16 protein-coding genes are annotated in these 21,802 nt (G+C 50.7%); 10 read left to right on the forward strand and 6 right to left on the reverse strand.

Translation table 11 applies throughout. The annotated features are described in order from the left end of the window. Positions 1-140: 140 nt before the first annotated feature. On the reverse strand, positions 141-2,864 hold the full coding sequence (locus Q0418_RS07330; protein WP_298483489.1) for a glycoside hydrolase family 9 protein: 2,724 nt from the start codon (positions 2,862-2,864) through the stop codon (positions 141-143). 246 nt (positions 2,865-3,110) lie between these two features. Here Q0418_RS07330 and Q0418_RS07335 point away from each other — a divergent pair, with 246 nt between their 5' ends. From Q0418_RS07335 to Q0418_RS07350, 4 genes are all read left to right on the forward strand, one after another. Next, positions 3,111-4,619: a TerB N-terminal domain-containing protein gene (locus tag Q0418_RS07335; RefSeq protein WP_298483490.1), complete on the forward strand. Its 1,509-nt coding sequence runs from the start codon at positions 3,111-3,113 to the stop codon at positions 4,617-4,619. Further along, a complete protein-coding gene (locus tag Q0418_RS07340) occupies positions 4,616-5,938 on the forward strand; it encodes an ATP-binding protein (RefSeq protein ID WP_298483491.1) in 1,323 nt (440 codons plus the stop codon). Before Q0418_RS07335 ends, Q0418_RS07340 begins: the two co-directional genes overlap by 4 nt. Positions 5,939-5,967: 29 nt before the next feature. Then, on the forward strand, positions 5,968-6,987 hold the full coding sequence (locus tag Q0418_RS07345) for a TIGR00341 family protein (RefSeq protein ID WP_298483492.1): 1,020 nt from the start codon (positions 5,968-5,970) through the stop codon (positions 6,985-6,987). A 205-nt stretch (positions 6,988-7,192) separates the two neighbouring features. Then, the gene (locus Q0418_RS07350; RefSeq protein ID WP_298483493.1) at positions 7,193-9,451 is read left to right on the forward strand and encodes a DEAD/DEAH box helicase; all 2,259 of its coding nucleotides are present in this window, start codon (positions 7,193-7,195) and stop codon (positions 9,449-9,451) included. 235 nt (positions 9,452-9,686) lie between these two features. Here Q0418_RS07350 and Q0418_RS07355 read toward each other — a convergent pair whose 3' ends face one another. The 3 genes from Q0418_RS07355 to aguA all read right to left on the reverse strand — a co-directional run bounded on the left by Q0418_RS07355 (position 9,687) and on the right by aguA (position 13,885). Next, positions 9,687-11,537 (reverse strand): papain-like cysteine protease family protein, encoded by a 1,851-nt coding sequence (locus Q0418_RS07355; RefSeq protein WP_298483494.1) that lies wholly within the window; start codon positions 11,535-11,537, stop codon positions 9,687-9,689. A 336-nt stretch (positions 11,538-11,873) separates the two neighbouring features. Then, positions 11,874-12,773 carry an N-carbamoylputrescine amidase gene (gene aguB, locus Q0418_RS07360; protein WP_298483495.1) on the reverse strand — a complete coding sequence of 300 codons (900 nt, stop codon included), beginning with the start codon at positions 12,771-12,773 and terminating at the stop codon, positions 11,874-11,876. Next, on the reverse strand, positions 12,773-13,885 hold the full coding sequence (gene aguA, locus Q0418_RS07365) for an agmatine deiminase (protein ID WP_298483496.1): 1,113 nt from the start codon (positions 13,883-13,885) through the stop codon (positions 12,773-12,775). The genes aguB and aguA overlap by 1 nt, the downstream gene beginning before the upstream one ends. A 190-nt stretch (positions 13,886-14,075) precedes the next feature. On the opposite strand from aguA, the gene Q0418_RS07370 reads away from it, so the two are divergent. Together Q0418_RS07370 and Q0418_RS07375 are read left to right on the forward strand one after the other, a co-directional pair. Continuing rightward, entirely contained in the window at positions 14,076-14,249 is a 174-nt protein-coding gene (locus Q0418_RS07370; protein ID WP_298483497.1) for a hypothetical protein, read from the forward strand. A gap of 19 nt (positions 14,250-14,268) precedes the next feature. Further along, positions 14,269-14,520 (forward strand): spore coat protein, encoded by a 252-nt coding sequence (locus tag Q0418_RS07375; RefSeq protein ID WP_298483498.1) that lies wholly within the window; start codon positions 14,269-14,271, stop codon positions 14,518-14,520. Positions 14,521-14,952: 432 nt separating this feature from the next. Here Q0418_RS07375 and Q0418_RS07380 read toward each other — a convergent pair whose 3' ends face one another. Continuing rightward, on the reverse strand, positions 14,953-16,164 hold the full coding sequence (locus tag Q0418_RS07380; protein WP_298483499.1) for a CapA family protein: 1,212 nt from the start codon (positions 16,162-16,164) through the stop codon (positions 14,953-14,955). A 519-nt stretch (positions 16,165-16,683) separates the two neighbouring features. On the opposite strand from Q0418_RS07380, the gene Q0418_RS07385 reads away from it, so the two are divergent. Genes Q0418_RS07385 through Q0418_RS07400 form a run of 4 tightly spaced genes read left to right on the forward strand, consistent with a single transcriptional unit; the run spans position 16,684 to position 20,093 of the window. Further along, positions 16,684-18,084, forward strand: a complete 1,401-nt coding sequence (locus tag Q0418_RS07385; RefSeq protein WP_298483500.1) for a pyruvate carboxylase subunit B — start codon at positions 16,684-16,686, stop codon at positions 18,082-18,084. A gap of 12 nt (positions 18,085-18,096) precedes the next feature. After that, positions 18,097-18,474 (forward strand): OadG family protein, encoded by a 378-nt coding sequence (locus tag Q0418_RS07390; protein ID WP_298483501.1) that lies wholly within the window; start codon positions 18,097-18,099, stop codon positions 18,472-18,474. Further along, positions 18,464-18,853, forward strand: a complete 390-nt coding sequence (locus Q0418_RS07395; protein WP_298483502.1) for a biotin/lipoyl-containing protein — start codon at positions 18,464-18,466, stop codon at positions 18,851-18,853. Before Q0418_RS07390 ends, Q0418_RS07395 begins: the two co-directional genes overlap by 11 nt. Positions 18,854-18,866: 13 nt before the next feature. Continuing rightward, a complete protein-coding gene (locus Q0418_RS07400) occupies positions 18,867-20,093 on the forward strand; it encodes a sodium ion-translocating decarboxylase subunit beta (RefSeq protein WP_298483503.1) in 1,227 nt (408 codons plus the stop codon). A gap of 64 nt (positions 20,094-20,157) precedes the next feature. On the opposite strand, the gene Q0418_RS07405 is transcribed toward Q0418_RS07400, so the two are convergent. Beyond that, the gene (locus Q0418_RS07405) at positions 20,158-21,540 is read right to left on the reverse strand and encodes an MATE family efflux transporter (RefSeq protein ID WP_298483504.1); all 1,383 of its coding nucleotides are present in this window, start codon (positions 21,538-21,540) and stop codon (positions 20,158-20,160) included. Positions 21,541-21,802 lie beyond the last annotated feature (262 nt).

Below are 21,802 nucleotides of genomic sequence, written 5' to 3' on the forward strand. Positions count from 1 at the left end.
TCATTATAAAAAGACCTGCATTGACGGGAATGCCCCGTTGATGCAGGTCTTTCTGTTATAAATGTAAGGCAGTACCGCATAAAGAAACGGACACCTCCCATAAAGAGATGTCCGTCTTTTTCATATGAGATGTGCCTGTTTTACTCTGTGGGCAGAGAACTGATCAGGTGTACCAGGAATTTCAGCAGCGCAATGGCGTCGTCTGCGCCAAGCTCGCCATTGGCATTGCAGTCGGCATTTGCCGCAGCCTGGTCTCCAAGAGAAACTGCACCAGCAGACGCCTTGTTCAGCAGAACTGCATCGGTGATGTCCACTCTGCCATCCAGGTTGACGTCACCATAGAGCACTGTATCTGGTGTATTCCCGCCGGAGTTTTTTGTGGTGGTTGTAGTGGTGGTTTCCTCTGTAGCCGTGGTCACGCTGCCATCACCGACAGTCACGTCAAAGGATACTTCATTCATGAATACACGATAGTTCAAGGTCAGATCTGTGCTGCATTTCACGCGGATGGTGTAGGTTCCCGGTGTGGAGCTGTCAAATTCCGAGGCATCCACAGTGAAATTCTCCGGATAATCTGCGGGGAACACATTATCAAAGATCACATCACAGCTGTCTTTTCCATAATAATAGTTCAGTGTCACGCCCAGTCCGGTGAGATCCAGTTCTTCTCCAACGCTGTAGGTCAGTTTATCCGGAGACTGGGTCAGCAAAAGCGCACCCTCAGATTCATAGATCACGTATTCCGATGTTGTTGTTTGAGTAACGTAGCTATCCGAAGTCGTTGTTTCCGAAACAGAACTGGCAGTAGTGGTGGTTTCTGTAGTCGTGGTAGTCTGTGCCGGCTTTGTGGTAGGTGTAGTCACTTCCGGTGTGGTGCCGTCTGGCTCTACGCCCCAGATGAGGGTATCGCCGTCGTACATGGTGATCTTGTCTGTGATTACCATGGCATCCTCGCCGCCCTGAGAAAGTCCCTCAAAGGAATAGTCATTGGTGGGATCCCATACACCCTGTACGTTGTCGGGGATAGAGATACGGAACTGACACTCGCTGCGGTGTTCAGACTGACCTGTGGGCATTACCACGCTGCCGTCTGCAAAGGACAGCTTCACATAGTAAATATTGCCGTCATACTGGATCGGATCGGAGATGGAGATGGCACCCTTGTCTGATGCGTGCTGATCATAGCCGACTCTTACGGAAATGTCATCTGCAGACATGCCCGCATTTACCAGTTCGCTGATATCAAAGTAATAGTTATAAGACAGATCCTTCACGAATCTTGCCGGCCATGCGCTATGGTTCAGAGCGAATACTTTCAGCTCAGTGTAGCTGGACGCCGCCTGGTTCACAGAAGCAGAAATGGAGAATTCATCCCACTTCGGTGTTTCTGTGGGCGGGAAATCCGGGTCGGACGTGCCGCCGTATTTTTCTACCATAGCACACAGTGCTGCGGTATAGCCTGCGTTATAGTCGATGGCAACCTCGGAATACTGATAGTCGCCGATCTTGTCAGAATAGCCGTCCTTCTGATCCGGACCGCCCACCAGAGCACCGTACAGAATATGTGCATGCGGCTTGGCATCTTCTCCCTCGGTCTGACCGATGTTGCTCCACTTGTCATTCCATGCGCCGCTGGAGGTTCTATGGTGCCATGCCTTTGGATAATCTTCACCCATGCCAACGACATAGCTGTAATTTGCGGAATTATCACCGAAGCAATAGTTCATAACGTTGTCCGCAAATTCTGTATACTTATTCACAAGGCTTGCATCATCGGCATAGAGCTGATCCACTGCCACATATGCCAGGAATGCTGTGGTCGTTGCATGACGCAGAGAACCCCACTGGAACAGCCACGGCAGGCCGTCCGGTGTATAAGTGATCTGCTTTCCGCCGTAACCTGTTGTCCAGTATTCCAGATGTTTCTTGAACTGATCCTTCCAGGTGGAATCGCCGGTATTGATGGCATACAGAAGTGTGCCGCCCTGCTGGACATCGTCCCAGCAGTGACCCCAGGTAAACTTCATTTCGGAGGACTGTTCTTCCTTCCCCAGATTCGGAATATAATCCGATTTGCAGAGATCCAGATACTTCTGCTCGCCGGTTGCCATATACAGCCAGTTTGCTGCAAAGAACAGATCATCGTAGAATGTCGTAATCTTATAATAGGGCTGTTCCTCCGGATCATCTCCAATGGAACGGTTTGTGTCAGCACGCTCAAACAATGCCTTTGCATGTTCCAGGTACTCCGCCGCTTTCTCCGGCTTGGAATCCTTGAAATTGAGATAACCGGTACAGAGTGCAGCCGCCATCTGCGCCTCAATACAGCTGTCATTGCAGGTATAATACGGACGTTCTGTTTCGCCCTTCATCAGCTCATACTTTGCCATATACATTTCAGCTGCGCCCCACCACACGTGGTCAAAGGAGCCTTCGCCGATCATATAGACAATTTCATCGCCCAGATCACAGCCCACCAGATAGTCCAGGGCAAACTGCAAATTGTTCTCGTACAGTTCTGTCTGACCGCACTTTTCCACGCCGTCACCATACTGATACAGACCCCAGCCCAGCATGGTGGCTGCATAGGCATTTGTCAGTGTGAATTTCAGATGGTCACCAGCATCGAACCAGCCGCCGGGTACGAAGTCGTTTGTCATAGCGTCAGCGCGCCATGTGACCTCATTCCATTCCGGCAGTTCGCCGCACTGCTGCACTTCGTAGAAAAACATCGACTTTTGCAGAGCTTCTCCATAGTTGTAGTCGGTGCTCGGCTCAGCAGCTGCCATCGCAGTCGGTACAGCCGCAGCCGTTCCGGTGAATGCCAGCACTGCGGCAGAGATCACCGCAACCCATTTCTTCATAATAAAATCCTTCCTTTCACAGAATGCACGTGCATATTTTGCACTGTTGTCAATCCAATTATTTTTATTGTACCATATTTCAATGTGGAAGTCAAGATTTTTTGTGAAATTACACGGAAACTGTTCCTGCCGTTTGTATGTTAAAACTTCGTTTCCTCGGATTTGATAGTTTGACATTCCACATCCCATATGCTATACTGTAATTGATAAAAATATATGGCAATACAGGTGAAAGGCGGTGGCGGCTTGTCCAGTATCCAAAAGCTCATCTCTCTGATCTTATCCGATGAAAAACTGCAAAACAGCAAGTCTTTTTCTTCCCAGGTGTACCAGGACGAGCCGATCCTGCACACAGCGGCACAGATGAAAAACTATCTGCCGCCGGAAATTCGTGCCATGAAAAAGCTTGCGCAAAGCTACGATGCCTATCATCATTCCGATGAATGGCTCTTCTATGAGCAAGGGAAGATGATGGAAACGTACGAGGACGATTTCCCGAATACTGTAGGGTTCAGCCGCTATTATCCCACCTACCGCAGCATGAACAACGACCAGCTCCGCACCTACTTCACCTGGCGTACCAAGGTGCGACATGGTACTGTGAAAAAAACCGACATTGCCTATGTGTTCGTGTATCTCTACGAACTGCTCAATCAGATCGGCGTGCCGTCTCCGGAAGAGGGCTTCACCATGCTCCGGACGTTCTGGGGGACCTACCGGCAACTGGATGCCCAGATCGATTCGTATATGCCCGTATGGCTGAGGGATTATGTGGTCTATTATGGTCTGGATCGTTCGCTTCTGGAGGACACCGACGACCTGAAATTTGAGAGGATACTGCTGACGCTGCTCCAGCCGGACAGCCATAGTACCCACGAGATCTTTTCGGCACTGGTGACTTTTTCGACATATCATATGGAAAAATCCCGGTTTTATCAGCAGTATTCCGAAGATATGGAACAGGTGGTGTGCAATGTTTTTTCTGCATTGTCGTCGTATTACGAGAAATACCGCAAAAAAAGCTTTTGCGAATCCCTGTTCGGACAGAAAGTGACCTGTACCTATTTTATGTTCCGTTCCGCTGTGTTCTATCTACAGGACAAGCAGGATCGGGAGTACGCCATAAGTCCTATTCACCGCTACCGATGCAGAAACGGCATCTGGACATGCGAAAAATACTATGGCAGCTGCGGCAAGCACAAGGAACTGGGTGCGATCCTGAAAACAGTGGACAGCATGATGCGTGAGGCGTATGATTTCCGCTATCCCATGAAGCCGGCGACGGAGAAAAAATATCTCCTGAACCTGATTCAGAAAGAAGTCGACCAGTTCCTGGCGGAGAAAAAAGCCCATGCCGCACCGAAATTCGAGATGGATATTTCCAAGCTCCAAGACATCCGCCGGGAGGCAGCCATTACACGGGACAAGCTTATTGTGGATACAGAACCAGAAGAGCCGGAATATTTCCCGGAACCCACGCCGGAACCAGTTGCGTCTCCCGAAATATTACCGGAACAGACCGAACCTGCCGCCGGACTGGATGCCATAGAAGTGGAATTTCTGCAATGTTTGCTCCAGGAAAAGCCCTATGATGCACTGCTCCGGGAACATGGCGTCATGCTGTCGGTGCTGGTGGACAGCATCAATGAAAAGTTGTTCGACCAGTTTGCAGATACGGTGATCTTGTTCGAGGGCGATGCGCCGGAGCTGATTGAAGATTATGCAGACGAACTGAAAGGAATGATTACTCCATGAAGATACCAAAGCGGATCGCCTCAGCGATCATCAATTCCCTGAAAGGCGGCGTTGTGCCCCGGATCGGTCTGCCGTATATTACCGTAGGCAGAAAAAACGAAATTGACGCACTGCTCCATGATGTGGATATTATGGCAGACGGCGGTGCAGCCTTTCGCTTCATTGTGGGAAAATACGGCAGCGGCAAAAGCTTTCTGCTCCAGACCGTCCGCAGCCACGTTATGGATCGGAACTTTGTGGTAGTCGATGCGGATTTATCTCCGGAGCGGCGGCTTCAGGGCACAAAAGGGCAGGGACTTGCCACCTATAAGGAACTGATCCGGAATATGTCCACCAAGACCAGACCCGATGGCGGTGCACTGACACTGATTCTGGACCGCTGGATCAGCCATATCCAGAGCAAAACTGCTGCGGAGAGCGGACTGGACAGCAATGACCCGGCGTTCCGCAAGGCGGTGGAATCGAAAATTTATGAGGTCATCGGCGCACTCAATGAAATGGTGCACGGCTTCGATTTTGCAAAGCTGTTGACCATTTACTATAATGCGTACTGGAATGGCGACGATGAGAGCAAGGCAAAGGTTGTAAAGTGGTTCCGGGGTGAGTATAACACCAAAACGGAAGCCAAATCCGAACTGGGCGTGAATATCATCATCACAGATGAGGACTGGTATGAGTATATCAAGCTGTTTGCCGTGTTCCTGAAAAAGGCAGGCTACAGCGGTTTGCTGGTGCTCATAGATGAACTGGTGAATATCTATAAGATTCCCAATAGCATCACCCGGCAGTACAACTATGAGAAAATTCTCACCATGTACAACGACACTCTACAGGGCAAGGCGAAATATCTGGGTATCATCATGGGCGGTACGCCCCAGTGCATTGAGGACACCCGGCGTGGCGTGTATAGCTACGAAGCCCTGCGTTCTCGTCTGGCAGAGGGTCGGTTCGGCAGAGAGGGCGTCAAGGATATGCTGGCACCAGTGATACACCTGTCGCCGCTGACCAATGAGGAAATGCTGGTACTCATTGAAAAGCTGGCGGATATCCACGCCGGACTGTTCGGCTACACCCAGACATTGACGCAGGAGGACATGATCACCTTTATCCAGATCGAGTTTGGCAGGATTGGGTCGGATTCTCACATCACGCCCCGTGAGGTGATCCGGGATTTCATTGAACTGCTGGATATTGTGTACCAGAACCCCCAGATCAAGGTGACAGAGCTGCTGCATTCCGACAGTTTTTCCTATGCCAAGGCGCAGGTGAATGAGGAAGATGGGGCAGTTGCACCGGAGTTTGCGGAGTTTGACATATGAGATAGACTAATAAAAAGGAAGTGTCCAAAATGCATGCTTTTAAGAAATTTTTTGGAGATGTTTTTTCTCTGAAAGACGACACCGCTTCCCAGGACGAGATATACAACCGTCTGGTGAATGGCGCCACCATCCGTGGCACGAATATGTGTGTGCTGATTCTGGCGATTCTGATTGCCTCCATCGGTCTGAATATGAACTCTACCGCTGTGATCATCGGTGCAATGCTGATCTCGCCGCTCATGGGCAGTATCATGGCAGTTGCCTATGGCATTGCATCCGGCGATCTGAAAATTGTCCGGCGTTATTTCCTGGGCTTTCTGCTGCAAATATTCATTTGCCTTGTAACCTCTACCATTTATTTCAGCATCACACCCATCTCGAACTCCACCTCAGAGTTGTTGGCTCGTACAACGCCTACTATCTGGGATGTTCTGATCGCAGTCTGCGGCGGTCTTGCCGGCATCATCGGCATGACACGCAAAGAGAAGTCCAATGTCATTCCCGGTGTGGCAATTGCCACAGCCCTGATGCCGCCTTTGTGTACTGCAGGATACGGCATTGCCACCAAACAGTGGAATTATTTCTGTGGCGCATTTTATCTATTTACCCTGAACAGTTACTTTATCTGTCTGTCCTCCATTATTGTACTCCTGCTTCTGAAAGTGCCGAAGCATACGATTCTGGAGAAAAAGGCAAAGAAAAGAGTGGTGCGCAATGTGGTGATTTCCACAGCACTGCTGCTGATCCCCAGTATTCTGATTGGGGCGAATATGGTAAAAGCTTCTCAGGTTTCCGATATTACGGGATTTGAAGAGGCAGACACAGAGCTTATCGCTCTGGGTGAGGAAGCAGAGATTCTGTTTCCTCAGGTGAAATCTCTTTCCATGGGGGATATCGAATCCTATTGTAACGGGGAAATCCGGCATACCCGAAAGGTAACGGTTGCCGTAACTGCGCCGCTGTCTCCGCCTAAGGAGACTTCTTTCAAGCAGTGGATTCTGGTGCGGTGTGACAATGTGGAAGAAGTGGAGATCGTGACGGTAGAATAAGAACGATAATTTTGCAGCTTGAGAACTCGTGACACCAATCTGCTTCCCAACATTCCAGCCTAATGCCCAATGGAAATGACATCGGCAGACTCGCCCTAAGGCAACACCGCACAAAGAGCGCCTATCGGCTTTGTACGGTATTGCCCTAAAGATTGTTGCACCAAAAAAACTCTATTGCCTGCGCTTTGCGCAGAAAGGAACTGACATGAACATTTTCGACCGCTACGCCCCATTTGTCCAGGATTTCATCTATCAGAATCATTGGGAATCCCTTCGCGCCATTCAGGTCGCTGCCGGGGATGCCATTTTCAACACGGACGAAAATGTCCTGCTGTCCGCTTCTACTGCCTCCGGTAAGACAGAAGCGGCTTTTTTTCCCATTCTGACTCTGTTCTCCGAAGATCCGCCTGTCTCCGTAGGTGCCATTTACATCGGACCGCTGAAAGCCCTCATTAACGACCAGTTCCTGCGTCTGAATGATCTCTGCGCCGAAGCCAATATACCCGTCTGGCACTGGCATGGAGATGTGGCACAATCTCACAAGGCGAAACTGCTGAAACATCCCTCCGGCATTTTGCAGATCACCCCGGAATCTCTGGAGGCGCTCTTACTCCACAAGCACGCCGCCATCTCCAAGCTGTTCCACGACCTGCGCTTTATCGTCATTGACGAGGTGCATTCTCTTATGCGTGGCGACCGCGGCGGTCAGACCCTTTGCCTGATGGAACGGCTCTCAAAGCTTGCCGGCGTCAACCCCAGGCGTATCGGCTTGTCTGCCACCATCGGCGATCTGGAAGGCACCGGTGCATTTCTCGCCTCCGGTACAGGCAGAGGCACGGTTATTCCCCGTATCGAAACAAAGGGAACGAAATGGCGCCTTTCCATGGAGCATTTCTATATCCAAGGGGAACAGTCTGCCCAGGGAAAATCCGTGGAACAGGCGCTGCCGGAACTGGCGCAGAAAACAGATACTGCCCCGGAACACGCCGACCCGGGCATCGGTTATATTTTCGAACATACCCGTGGAAAAAAATGCCTGGTCTTTGTGAATTCCCGGGAGGAATGCGAAGCTGTCACTACCACTCTGCGGCAATACTGCGAGGTAAAGCATGAACCGGATCGCTTTCTCATTCACCACGGCAATCTCTCTGCCGCCTACCGGGAAACTGCTGAAGCAGTCATGAAGGACGAGGAACAGTTTCAGACCACAGTTACCACTGCCACGCTGGAGCTGGGCATTGACATCGGACGATTGGAACGGGCATTTCAGATTGACGCACCTTTTACAGTATCCTCTTTTTTGCAGCGCATGGGACGTACCGGCAGACGAGATTTGCCGCCGGAAATGTGGTTTGTCATCCGGGAAGACCCGCCGGAAGCCCGGGCAATGCTCCCCACCACCGTGCCTTGGAAACTGATACAGGCAATTGCGCTGGTGCAGCTCTATGTCCAGGAGCGCTGGGTGGAACCGCCGAGGCTGGATCGTCTGCCCTACAGCCTGCTGTATCACCAGACAATGAGCACCCTTGCCTCCTGCGGCGAGTTGTCCCCGGCAGCACTGGCATCCCGTGTGCTGACACTCAGCTATTTTCACAGGGTTACGCAGGAAGATTTCAAGACACTTCTGCGCCATCTGCTGTCCATTGACCATATCCAGCGCACGGAAAACGGCGGTCTGATTGTGGGCATTGCCGGAGAACGGATCACCAATTCTTTCAAATTCTATGCGGTATTCCAGGAAAACGAGGAATATACCGTCCGATGGAATTCCCAGGAGCTAGGAACAATTGTCCAGCCGCCGCCGGCAGGAGAAAAGATCGCCATTGCAGGGCATGTCTGGATAGTAGAGGAAGTGGATCACAAGCGGCATCTGGTCTACTGCGAACAGGTTAAGGGAAAGGTTCCGGCATATTTCGGAGAATGCCCCGGAGACATCAATACCAAAGTGCTAGAACGGATGCGCATGGTGCTGCGAGAAAATGCAGTCTATCCCTATCTCATGAAAAATGCCGTGGCAAGGCTGGAACTGGCACGGCATACAGCAGAAAATTCCGGTTTGACAGAAGAACCGCTGATCTGTCTGGGCGGTGATATGTGGTGTCTGTTCCCGTGGCTGGGGACATATGCCTTTCTGGCATTGGAACGCTTTCTCAAAATCAAGTGCGCACCCCATCTGAAGCTGACCGGCATGGATTCTTCCCGACCGTACTTCATCCAGTTCAAGATGCAGGCAAGCAAGGAACAGTTTTTCCAGGTGCTGTCCAAGATGGAACGCCAGCCCCTGGATCCTATAGAGCTTGTCTATCCCAAGGAAGTTCCTATGTTTGAAAAATATGATGAATTCCTGCCGGAAGAACTGGTGAAAAAGGGATTTGCCTATGGCGTCCTTGCCATTGACGAGATGCGGGCACGCATCCGGAATTGGAACGAAAAAATAGCAGAAGATGTTTATACTAATCTCTGACCGAACCCATGAAAATCTTCACCGCCATCCACTCGCTGCTCGTCGTCAAACGCCCATATCCTGACCTTTCCCAGGATATGGGCGTTTCTTTATACCAAAAAAAGCAACAAAAATCCTCGCAAGCATTTGCTGCGAGGAGACAATGTATCATATTTCACTGTCGATCTTACCATGTCCTTTTGCTCCCAAACCCGGGAGCACGTCGCCCCATGACGACGGCTGATAGAAAAGAAGATTAGTAGATGATTTTATACAATGCGGGATATAATGCCAAATATTCATCCAGTCGGCTCCGTGTGCTGGAACCCGGATCGTTGATGACAAAGTTTGAAAGAGAAAATGTTGTTCCAGTGGAACCAGTATAGCCGGTGACCAATACATAGTGCTGACCGCCGTTGGATTTCTTTGCACCGATGATGACCGGTGTATCATTTTGCAGACAGTTATAAATCTTCTGCATCTGTGCCTGAGAGAGAGAACCGCTTGCGTCCTCTACGGTATAGCCCAAATTGGTGCAGGAGGACCAGAGGAGACTATCTCCGCTGAAACTCAGTTTGGAGAGCATCTTGTCCGGTGTGGTTGCAGTACCAGTTTCATAGGAATACTTCATAGAAATAGCAGTTACCAGACAACCTACCTTTCCGATGGTAGAATAGGTGATGGTCTTATTTGCCCACTGACTATCAAATTGCTTATAATCCGGAGCATCCAGCTGCACTTCTGCATGACCAACTTCTGTCATTGCGCCGGTAGTGGGATCGAAATACCGGGAAACACCGTCAACAGTGATCCATCCGGTCTGCATTGCCCCTGTAGACGGAAGAAAATAGTACGTTTCTTCATCAATTTCCGTAATACCAGCAGCAGCGCCATTTTCGGTCAGATAAACCTTGTCGGTATCATGAATAGACCAGCCAGTAAGCATAGCGCCTGTTTCTGCATAGAAGCAATAGAGCTTTCCGTCGATGGTCTGCCAGCCGGTCTGCATCACGCCTGTTTCCGGATCAAAATAATATGTAACACCATCTACCAGAGTCAGTCCCGATGCTGCTCCATTTTCGGTTAGATAAAACTTCCCGCTGTCTGCGGTGATCCATCCGGTCTGCATAACACCGGAAGAAATGTTGAAATAGTACAGCTTTCCGCCGATAGTCTGCCATCCGGTCTGCATCAATCCGGTCTCCGGCAGGAAGTAATAGATCTGGTCGCTGATGACCTGGAAACCAGTGAGCATTACGCCGTCACTGCCGCAATAATAAGTACCTTCGGCAGTGGTGACCAATCCAGTCTGCATGACACCATTGTTGTCAAAATAATAGGACTTTCCGTCGATCACTGTTTTTCCAGTTGCAAGCACGCCGTTTGCATCTGCCCACATGGCAGCGCTTTCTGTGATGATCCATCCGGTCTGCATCAGCTTGTCCTGTGAGAAGTAATAATTGCTGCCGTCAATGACAGTCAGGCCAGATGCTGCGCCGTTTGCGGTGAAGTAATAGGTACCGTTTTCATCGGTGACCCAGCCGCTTGCCGGAACGGCATTTTCATCATAATAATAGAGAGAACCATCCTCATAGGAGATCCATCCGGTCTGCACGCAGCCATAATCATTGAACGTATACGGTACGCCGCCGACTTCCTGGACTCCAGTCAGCTTTCCTGCCTCTTCGTCTACGTAATACAGCTCATTATGATAGGAGAGCCAACCGAACACAGGAGTGCCGATTTCTGCATTATAATAGTACCGTTTGCCCTCCACGGTCTGCCAGCCGGTACGCAGTGCACCATCTGAAGCGAACAAGTATGTGTACCCATCCTCCAGAGTGGTCTCATCCGTAGCACAGCTTCCGTCATTATAATAATAATACAGGCTATCGTCATTTGAAACATACCAGCCAGTCTGTGTGATCTGGTTGGAAGAAACGCTGCCCGTCAGAACACGATTGCCGCTGTCTGTGACAATAAACCGATTCAGTGTCTGTGTATCTGTTTCAGCATCAGCTGCTCCTGCGGAAACAGCACCAATGGTCAGTGCTGTCAGCAGACTGCTTGCCGCTGCCAGAAGTAATTTGCGCACTCGAAGCGCCATGGTTTCACGTCCTTTCGAATCAGGCGACTGCATGTTTCCATTTTGCAATCGCTGCCGTATGCTTTCGTATCAAATCGACAAAAAACCAACGCCGATTGTAATCAAATTGTCATGAATCCACTATTTATTATAGCGAAGTTTCCCTACAATGTCAATCGTTTTATGTGCCCCCTTGAAAAAAGTGTCGAATTTTCGGCGCACTGCACAAACTAAGCGGAAGGAATCCCTCAATTCTGTACAAAAACACGCTGTAGATCCATCCAATTTCAGGCATTACCTCGCTATTATATCCAGATTATAACAGTAACAAACCGTTACAAAGCGGCTTCGAATTGGTTATTCCGGCAGAACAACAGGGGCTGGCGCACTGATGGCACCATAGTATTCCGGTCGGCGGTCACGGAACACGCCCCAGCTCATGCGCATTTCCTCCAGCTCGTCCAGGTCATATTCTGCCAGTGCAATGCCCGGCTCATCCCTGCCCAGCTGCTGTATCACTGCTCCTGTGCCGTCCGTGAGGAAGGATGTTCCATAGAAGCAGAGGGAGGAGGACTGCTGCTGGTTTTCCTCATCCGGCTGAACGGTTTCCGTACCGATACGGTTTGCCGCAATGACTGGCATGAGATTTGCCGCAGAATGCCCCTGCATACAGCGCTGCCAGTGAGGTGCGCTGTCCACTTCCAGAATGGGTTCAGAGCCGATGGCGGTGGGATAGAAGAGCAGTTCTGCCCCTTGTAACGCCATGCACCGTGCCGCTTCGGGGAACCACTGATCCCAGCAGATACCCACACCGATTTTCGCATAGCGTGTATTCCACACCCGGAAACCGGTGTCACCGGGGGTGAAGTAGAACTTTTCCTGATAAAAATGGTCATCGGGGATGTGGGTCTTGCGGTAAATGCCCAGCACAGTGCCGTCCGCATCGATAATGGCAATGGAATTGTACAGCGCCGTTCCGGCACGCTCATAGAAGCTGACAGGCAGTACAACGCCTAACTCCCGGGCAACCTTGCGCAGCCGCTGGATCGCCGGATTGTCCGCCGGCGTTGTGGCGAGGTCATAGGACGCATAACGGCGTTCCTGACAGAAATAAGGTGTCTCGAACAGCTCCGGCAGCAGGATGATCTGTGCACCGGATGCAGCCGCATCCCGTACCATTTTTTCCGCAGTGCAGCGGTTTTCCTCTGCATCCGGGGTGCACGCCATCTGTACGGCGGCAACAGTTACTTTACGCATCAGAAGCAACTCCTTTCAGAATGTGGGATCTGCTGGGTGATACAGTGGATATTGCCGCCGCCCAGCAGGATTTCCCGTGCGGCAATGGGAACGATATTTCTTGTGGGAAACTGTGCCGCCAGAATTTCGCAGGCGGTCTTGTCCATGGGATCGCCGAACTGGGGCACAAGTACTGATTCATTTGCAATGTAAAAATTCACATAGGACGCCGCCAGCCGTTCGCCGGGAGTGCGTGTGGGTTCGCCGTCCCAGAGATCCAGTTCCCGGCATTCCTCTTCAGTGATACACACCGGCGTCTGGGGAATGGGCAGACGTGTCACTTGGATTTTCCTGCCGCATGCATCCGCCTGCTGCAGCAGATAGTCCTCACACGCCTTGGAAAGGGCATACTGTGGGTCGTTCTGGTCGTCTGTCCAGGCGAGGACAACTTTTCCCGGCGCCGTAAAGGCACAGATATTGTCCACATGTTCATTTGTCTCGTCGCCGTAAATACCCCGCGGCAGCCAGAGCACTTTCCGAGCATTCAGCATATCGCAGAGCTTGTCCTCAATTTCCGCCTGGGTCATGTGGGGATTGCGTCCGGCACTGAGGAGACAGCTTTCTGTGGTGAGGATAGTGCCGTCGCCGTCACTGTGGATACTGCCGCCTTCCAGAATAAATTCCCGGCAGTCATAGCAGTCTGTGCGGAACAGGTCGCAGACTTTCCGGGCGACATGGTTGTCCTTATCCCAGGGAAAATACAATCCATCCACAAGACCGCCCCAGGCATTGAAGCCCCAGTCCACGCCGCGGACATTGCCTGCCCGGTCACGGACGAAGGTGGGGCAGACATCTCTTGCCCATGAATCGTCTGTGGACAGTTCCACGAGCCGTACTTCCGGAGGCAGCATGGCACGGGCGGTCTCATACTGAGAAGCATCCACCAGCATGGTGACTTCTTCCGACTTTGCAATGGCAGAAGCCACGGCAACAAAGGCATCCCGTGCCGGCCAGCCGCCTCTGCGCCAGGAATCTCCCCGGGTGGGCCAGATCATGAGACAGCCGTCATGGCGGTCGAATTCCGCCGGCATGGCGAAGCCGTCCCCACGGGGCGTTGTATGTAAAATTTGCATCCTATCATCCTTATCTATGTTTTGATTGCTTATATTATATCATATATTCTTCCGGAATGCAATCGAATTCTAAGGGCGTATTTCAACGATACGGTAGCGATGGTGACGAAAAGGGATATAACAGGGACAAAGTGAAACGCAGCGTATAATCAAAATATTCCTGTGCAAACTAACAGCGGAGGTGAGAGCTATGACAAGCAAAGAACTGTTATACGTGGAGGATGCGCTGGGGCATGAGCAATATTTTCAGACGCAGTGCAAGAACGCAGCATCGCAGATCCAGGACGAGGATCTGAAGCAGTGTGTGCAGCAGATGGCGGAGAAGCACCGGAAGCTGTTCCAGAGCTTTTACGGCTTGCTTTAGAAGAAAAGGAGGCAGAAACATGGATGACAAGAATCTGATGGAAGGCATTTTGCTGCTGGAAAAGGGCGTTTGTGATCTATATGTGCATGGCACTATGGAATCCCCCACCAGCAACGTGCACCAGGCATTCAGCCAGGCTTTGAGCGAATCCCTTTGTATGCAGGACACCTTGTATGACAAGATGGCGGCAAAGGGCTGGTATCCCACTGACCGTGCGGAGATGACAAAGCTCCAGGCGGTAAAGAAAAAGTTCCAGTCGGCACAGGGTTAAGGCAATACCGCACAAAGATTGTGCGTCAGATGCGCCGTCAGATTTTTCGTCAGATGAAACAAAAAGCGTAGTGAATACTTTGTGTATTCACGAGCATTTTTGTGAAATATGACGGAAAAGATGCAAGCATATGACGTGCAAAGCCGATAGGCGCTCTTTGTACGGTGTTGCCTTAAGGCAATACCGCACAAATATGGGGCTGTTGCACACAGTCAAAATCCCACGAGAAAACGGTGCGATGTGAGCATCGCACCCTACAAATCACCACAAATTACGTGACATTTTGTAGGGGGTCGATGCTCACATCGACCCGTAAATCAGGATTTTGCTGTCCTTGCAACAGCCCTTTTTGCGTTATAGGAGTATTTATGGAACGGATACAAAAAATAACAAGTGAGCCTCCGGCTCACCCATTACTTGTTCTCTTATTTATCATTCCATTCCTGTTTCTGTCTCCAGTTCTGTCACATAGCCGTCTTGATCCACGGAAATGCCGTAAGCACTGGAAAGATACTCCATGTTCCGGTAAAATGCATCCTGCTCTGTTTCTTCCGACAAATATGCAACCTGACAGTTTTCCTGTCTGCCGGGGATCAATTGCAGCTGCATTTCATAGTCCTCAGCAGTGCCGCTGATATGCAGTTCCGCCAGCATGGTATCCATGGACTTGCCGTTGAACCAGTAATTCCCCAGAGAATACAGAATGGGCTTTCCCTGATAATATTCAATGCCCTGGAGACAGTGGGGATGGTCACCGATGACGACATCTGCACCGCAGGCAATGAGGCCGTGTCCCGTTTCTGTCTGATATTCCTCCTGATAGGTCACTGCCTCCATGCCCCAGTGCATATACACTACCACAAAATCTGCATTGGCAGAAGCTTCTTTGGCACGGGCATAGAGTAGGGACGGATCCGTGGTACGGAATACACCCGGTGTGGTTTCCGTGGCACCCTTTGTCTCCTCGATCCATTCCACACGTGTACCGGAAACAAAGGCAACGGTAAAGCCGTCCAGCTCATAATAGTATACCGCCGATGCTTCATCCAGATCTTTTCCGGCGCCCACATAGGGGATTCCGGCATCGGTCAGAGTATCCATGGTATCCAACAGAGCATCTTCGCCGAAATCATACACATGGTTATTGGCAAGGGAGACGATGTCCACACCCAGATCTTCCATAACGCAGACATTCTCCGGATCTCCCCGGAATGTCCATGGCTTTCCCGGAAGTGCTGAGCCACGGTCAGAATACTGAAATTCATTGTTCACAAAACAGATATCCGCATCCTGCATATGGTCGATCATCACCGGGTCAATGCATTTGGTAATATCTCTCCCCTGGGTCTCCCAGTAAGCTGTGGTGCGTGCATTGTCAGCAACGCACACATCCCCCGCAAAGCATAACGTATAGTCGAAAGGTTTCGGCGCTGCTTCCGCAGATGTTACTGGCGTTGCGGCATAAACCGACACAGCATCACCTCCGGCAGCTGCTCCTGTTTCAGAAAAATTCTGCTGGATCTTTTGCGTACCCATGCACCCCATGATCAGTGCTGCGGTAATTCCAGCGGCAATGAGTATCACTGCGGGAAAGAGCACATATTTATTTATGACCTTTTTCGGCTTGCTTCGTATAATTTCCATGGATATCCTCCCTGTTCCCTTTTTCATGGGAATAATCTACTCTCTAATTCAACATTTTACCATAAAATCTGACGCTTGTCTACCGCCGTTTTGCACGGAAATCAAAGCATATTGCAAGAAAAAGTATACATTTTCCCGAATCCCCATAATTGCCGGCTTTTCCGGTTCCGGGCATGGAATCCCAGCGAGGATTCTGCACATACTGATATTGACCCTTTTGCAGGTACAGGCACCCATATTCCGGGGTGATTCGACATGCCTTCTTTTTTTCGAAGAGAATCGAAATACTTCTTTTTGGAAACAAAGGAAAAAATCCAAAAAACAAAATAATGAAAGAGCTTAAAGAAAGACGTGGAAATATTCATGGTTTTGTGCTATACTTTAACCGTGAGATATTTCCTGGGAGGACGGCTCTGGTTTCAGATGAAATACGGGGCAGCACCGCACAATGCCGCCAGGCACTCTTTGTGCGGTGCTGCCGCAGGAGCTGCGTCCGCCGATTCATGAGGAGGTTCCTATATGAGAAAAGTACAGTTTACCGAAACCGTTTTGCGTGATGCAAACCAGTCCCTGATGGCGACCCGCCTGCCCTATGCAGACTATGAAGATATTCTGCCGGTTATGGACAAGGCGGGATACTATTCCATCGAGTGCTGGGGCGGTGCCACATTTGACTCCTGCCTGCGCTATCTGAACGAAGATCCGTGGGAGCGTCTGCGCAAGCTGCGGAAGAATCTGCCTAACAATAAGCTTCAGATGCTGCTCCGCGGTCAGAATCTGCTGGGCTATAAGCACTACCACGATGATGTGGTGGAAAAATTCATCGAGCTTTCCATCAAAAATGGTATTGACATCATTCGTATCTTTGACGCACTGAACGATTTCCGCAACTGTGAAACGGCGCTGAACGCCACCATGAAATATGCCACCAAGAACACCATTGCATCCGGCTGTATTTCTTACACCCAGAGTCCGGTGCACACGGTGGACAAGTATATTGAAATGTGCCGGGAACTGAAGCGCATGGGCTTCCAGACCATTTGTCTGAAGGACATGGCAGGTACCATGACGCCCTATGAAGCAGAACACCTCATCAAGGGCATCAAGGACGCTGTGGGCGATATGCCGCTGATTCTCCATACCCACAGCACCACTGGTATGGCATATATGACCCTGACCAAAGCCATCGAATCCGGTATTGACGTCATTGATACAGCGACCTCCTGCTTCTCCGGCGGTACGTCTCAGCCGGCAACAGAGACCATGTTCTATGCCTGCCAGCAGTACGGCATTGAAACGGGTCTGGACGAAAAGTTGATCAATGAAGTCAACGATTACTTCAAACCCATCAAGCAGAAATATATCGACAACGGTCAGATCAACCCCAAAAGCCTGGGCACTGATGCACAGGCTCTGGTATATAAAGTCCCCGGCGGTATGCTGTCCAATATGATCGCCAACCTGACAGATATGAAAGCCATGGACAAGTTCGACGAAGCCCTGGCGGAAATTCCCCAGGTTCGTGCCGATATGGGCTATCCGCCGCTTGTCACTCCCTTGTCCCAGATGGTAGGCAACCAGGCAGTGACAAATGTCCTGCTGGGACAGCGCTATAAGCAGATTTCCAAGGAGATCAAGAATTATATCAAGGGCGAATATGGTATCGCTCCCGCACCGGTCAGTGAAGATCTCATTACCCAGGTGCTGGGTGAAGGCGGAAAGCCTGTGGACTGCCGGGTGGAGGACCAGAAGCGCACCGGTGTAGAATTCCAGGAGGCAGCAGAAGCACTGGGCGATCTGGCGCGGTCGGAAGAAGATATTATGAGCTATATCTGCTTCCCGGATCAGACGGTGAAATTCCTGGAAGCACGAAAGGCACAGGAAGAAAACGAAACAGTATATACCATCGAGGAAATGTAAGGAGGGACATCTATGCCAAACGGAATTTCTGCGGCAGCAGAGATGGGCATCGGCGAAGCAGCAGTTACGGCAGTGTTCGGTTATCTCGTTGTATTCTGCGGTCTGCTGCTTCTGATGATCGTGCTCTATATTATGGGCGCTGTGTTCAGGGCAAAGGCAAAAAAGGACGAAGCATCGAAGGCTGCTGCTCCGGCAGAGATGCCGGCGACAGTGAAAGAAACTGCACCGGAACAGCCCCTTGCACCTGGTTCTGCCGGTCATGTGAAGCTGTATGACGTACCCGACAAGGAAGCGGCAATGGTCATGGCTGTTGTGGCGTACAAAATGCAGAAACCGCTGAATGAACTGCGCTTTATTTCGATCAAGGAGGTCAAAGAGGATGAAGTATAAAGTAACCCTGAATGGAAAAACCTATGAGGTAGAAGTAGAAGCCGGAAAGGCTGTTCTGCTTGATGAATATGAGGCATGTGCACCGGCTCCGGCAGCTGCACCCACAGCAGAGGCGGCACCAGCCGCTGCGGCTCCTGCACCAGCACCGGCAGTGAATCTTGCTGCCGGGGAACCGGTGAATGCGCCGATGCCCGGCAATATCCTGCGTGTGGAAGTCAAGCAGGGAGATACCATCAAGGCAGGACAGCTTCTGGTGGTTCTGGAAGCAATGAAGATGGAAAACGAGATCCTGGCACCGAAAGACGGTACGGTGGCGCAGGTGGTCGTTTCCAAGGGTTCTACGGTAGAGACTGGTTCGCCGCTGATCGTACTGGCATAAAGGAGGGGTATCAATGAATATTCTGGAGACCCTTCAAAATCTGCTGAACGACTCCGGCTTCGTGAGCTTTTTTGCAGACGGCGGCTGGAAAAACCTTGTGATGATCCTCATCTCCTGCGTCCTGCTGTATCTGGGCATCAAGAAAAAGTTTGAGCCCCTGCTGCTGGTGGGCATTGCATTCGGCTGTCTGCTGGTAAATGTGTCGAACTTCTTTGTGGACGGCGTCAGCTCCGCCAATGCTCTGTATCATCCGGAACTGTGGAGCGCATTTCTGGATGAAAGCAGCGAGTATTACCATAGCTATGGACACATCATGGCAAACGGCGGTCTGCTGGACATCCTGTATATCGGCGTCAAGTCCGGCTTATATCCATCCCTGATCTTCCTAGGCATCGGTGCCATGACGGATTTTGGTCCCCTGCTGTCCAGCCCGAAAAATCTGCTGCTGGGTGCTGCCGCACAGATGGGCGTATTTCTGGCGTTCTTCGGTGCAGTTTGTCTGGGCTTTGACGGCAACCAGGCAGCTTCCATCGGTATCATCGGCGGTGCAGACGGTCCCACGGCAATTTTCCTGACCAGCAAGCTGGCACCGGAACTTCTGGGACCCATTGCCATTGCTGCATATTCGTATATGGCATTGATTCCCATGATTCAGCCGCCTCTCATGCGTCTCCTGACCACGAAAAAAGAACGGGAAGTCAAGATGGAAATGACACGTCAGGTGACCAAGACAGAGAAGATCCTCTTCCCCATTGTCGTGGCACTTGTGGTCATTTTGCTTCTGCCGTCCACAGCACCTCTCATCGGCTGTCTGATGCTGGGCAACCTGTGGCGGGAATGCGGCGTGACAGAGCGTCTGTCGGACACAGTACAGAATGCGCTGATGAATATTGTCACAGTATTTCTGGGCATTTCCGTTGGTGCGACTACTGTTGCATCTTCGTTTCTGTCGCTGGAGACGCTCATGATCGTTTTCCTGGGACTGGCAGCTTTCTGCTTCTCCACCATCGGCGGTCTGCTGGTGGGCAAGATCATGTACCTGGTCACCGGCGGAAAGATCAATCCGCTCATTGGTTCCGCAGGCGTTTCTGCTGTGCCTATGGCAGCCCGTGTTTCTCAGAAGGAAGGACAGAAGGCAAATCCGTCCAACTTCCTGCTGATGCATGCTATGGGACCGAACGTTGCCGGCGTAATCGGTTCGGCAATTGCAGCTGGATTCCTGCTGGCAGTGTTTAAATAAAATGCATAAAAGCCATTTAAATAAAAACGGTATGGATGCTGATGCGTCCATACCGTTTTTTGGATTATGATGATTGCAGTGCTTGCAATTTTTTCATCCGCCGGAATTCCAGTGCCACCATACCGATGGTCACCGCCGCAGACAAAAAGTCTGCGATGGGACCAGTATAGAGAATGCCGTCAATGCCGAACGCCAAAGGCAAGACGATCAAAAAAGGCAGGAAAAAGAGGATCTGTCGGGTCAAAGACAGAAACATGCCTTTCAATGGTTTGCCGATGGAAGTAAAAAAGGTCGATGTAATGGGCTGGACAAAATTGATCCAGGTAAAGAACAAGAAAAGCCGGAAAAATCTTACCCCGAACTCATAATAGCTCTCACTGCCCGATCCGAACAGGGACATGATCTGTCTCGGGAACAGTTGGAACAGAATAAATGCAACGATCGATATCAGTGCACCAGTTCTGGCGGCAAGACCGTATGCCTGGCGTACCCGGAGATACTGCTTTGCACCATAATTGAAGCTTTCGATGGGCTGGGTTCCCTGTCCCAGCCCGATGACAATAGCAAACACCACCTGGTTCACTTTCATGACAATGCCTGCACAGGCAAGGGGCACGGACTCCCCATAAACAGAAAGCGCACCATAATGACGCAGGGAATTGTTCAGGGCAATCTGTACGATCATGATGGCAAGCTGGTTGAAGCAGGACGCCATGCCGATGGAAGAAACACGCAGCACATACTTTCGCCTTGGGATCAGATGTTTCCATTGCAGCGGCACATTGCGAAACCGCACCAGATAGACAATTACGATCAGCGCTGATATTCCCTCTCCGATGTTGGTGGCAAGGGCAGCGCCTGCCATTCCCCAGTCCAGCTTCAGAACAAAAAATGCATCCAATACGGTGTTAACGACAGCACCGGTCAGATTACAGATCATGGTCATTTTCGGACTGCCGTCTGCACGGATCAGATGTCCGCCGCCGGTGGTCAGAATCAGAAAAGGAAATCCAAATGCAGTAATGCGAACATACACCTGCGCCAGGGGCAGCACGTCGTCCGGCGAACCAAAGCCTTTTAGCAGCGGCGTCAGAAACAGGAGAGTGACTGCACTGAGCAGTACACCGCTGAAAACCAGCATAGTGATGGCATTGCCCATGAAATAGGGTGCCTTTTTGGTTTCTCCCTGTCCCATGGTCAGGTTGAAACAGGACGCGCCGCCGATGCCGAAAAGCAGTGCAAGAGCCACACAGGACGTGGTAAAGGGAAAGGCAATATTTGTTGCCGCATTACCCAGGGTCCCCACAGCCTGTCCGATAAACAGCTGGTCGATAATATTATACAATGCACTGACCAGCATGGCAACAATGCTGGGTACGGCAAATTTCACCATCAGCCGGGAGACCGGTTCCGTCCCCAGAGGATTATTTTGTTCCGCAGATAACATGTCAAAAACCTCCCATTGCACAAACAAGGGCAACACCGCAGCTGTTCTGAAACAGACGGGTGTTACCCTATAAAAACTATTATAAGATATCGTGCAAAAAAAATCAAGGAGGAAATATGAATGGTTTAGACAAATCCAGGAAAAAGTGTATCCAACCAGAAACTTTATCCATGCTGTCACGTGATCTGATCCGGCTTCACACATTTTTACGGCAATACCGCACAAAGATTGTGCGTCAGATGCGCCGTCAGATTTTTCGTCA

This window comes from uncultured Ruminococcus sp., assembly GCF_937915125.1.
Classification (GTDB): domain Bacteria; phylum Bacillota; class Clostridia; order Oscillospirales; family Ruminococcaceae; genus Ruminococcus_C.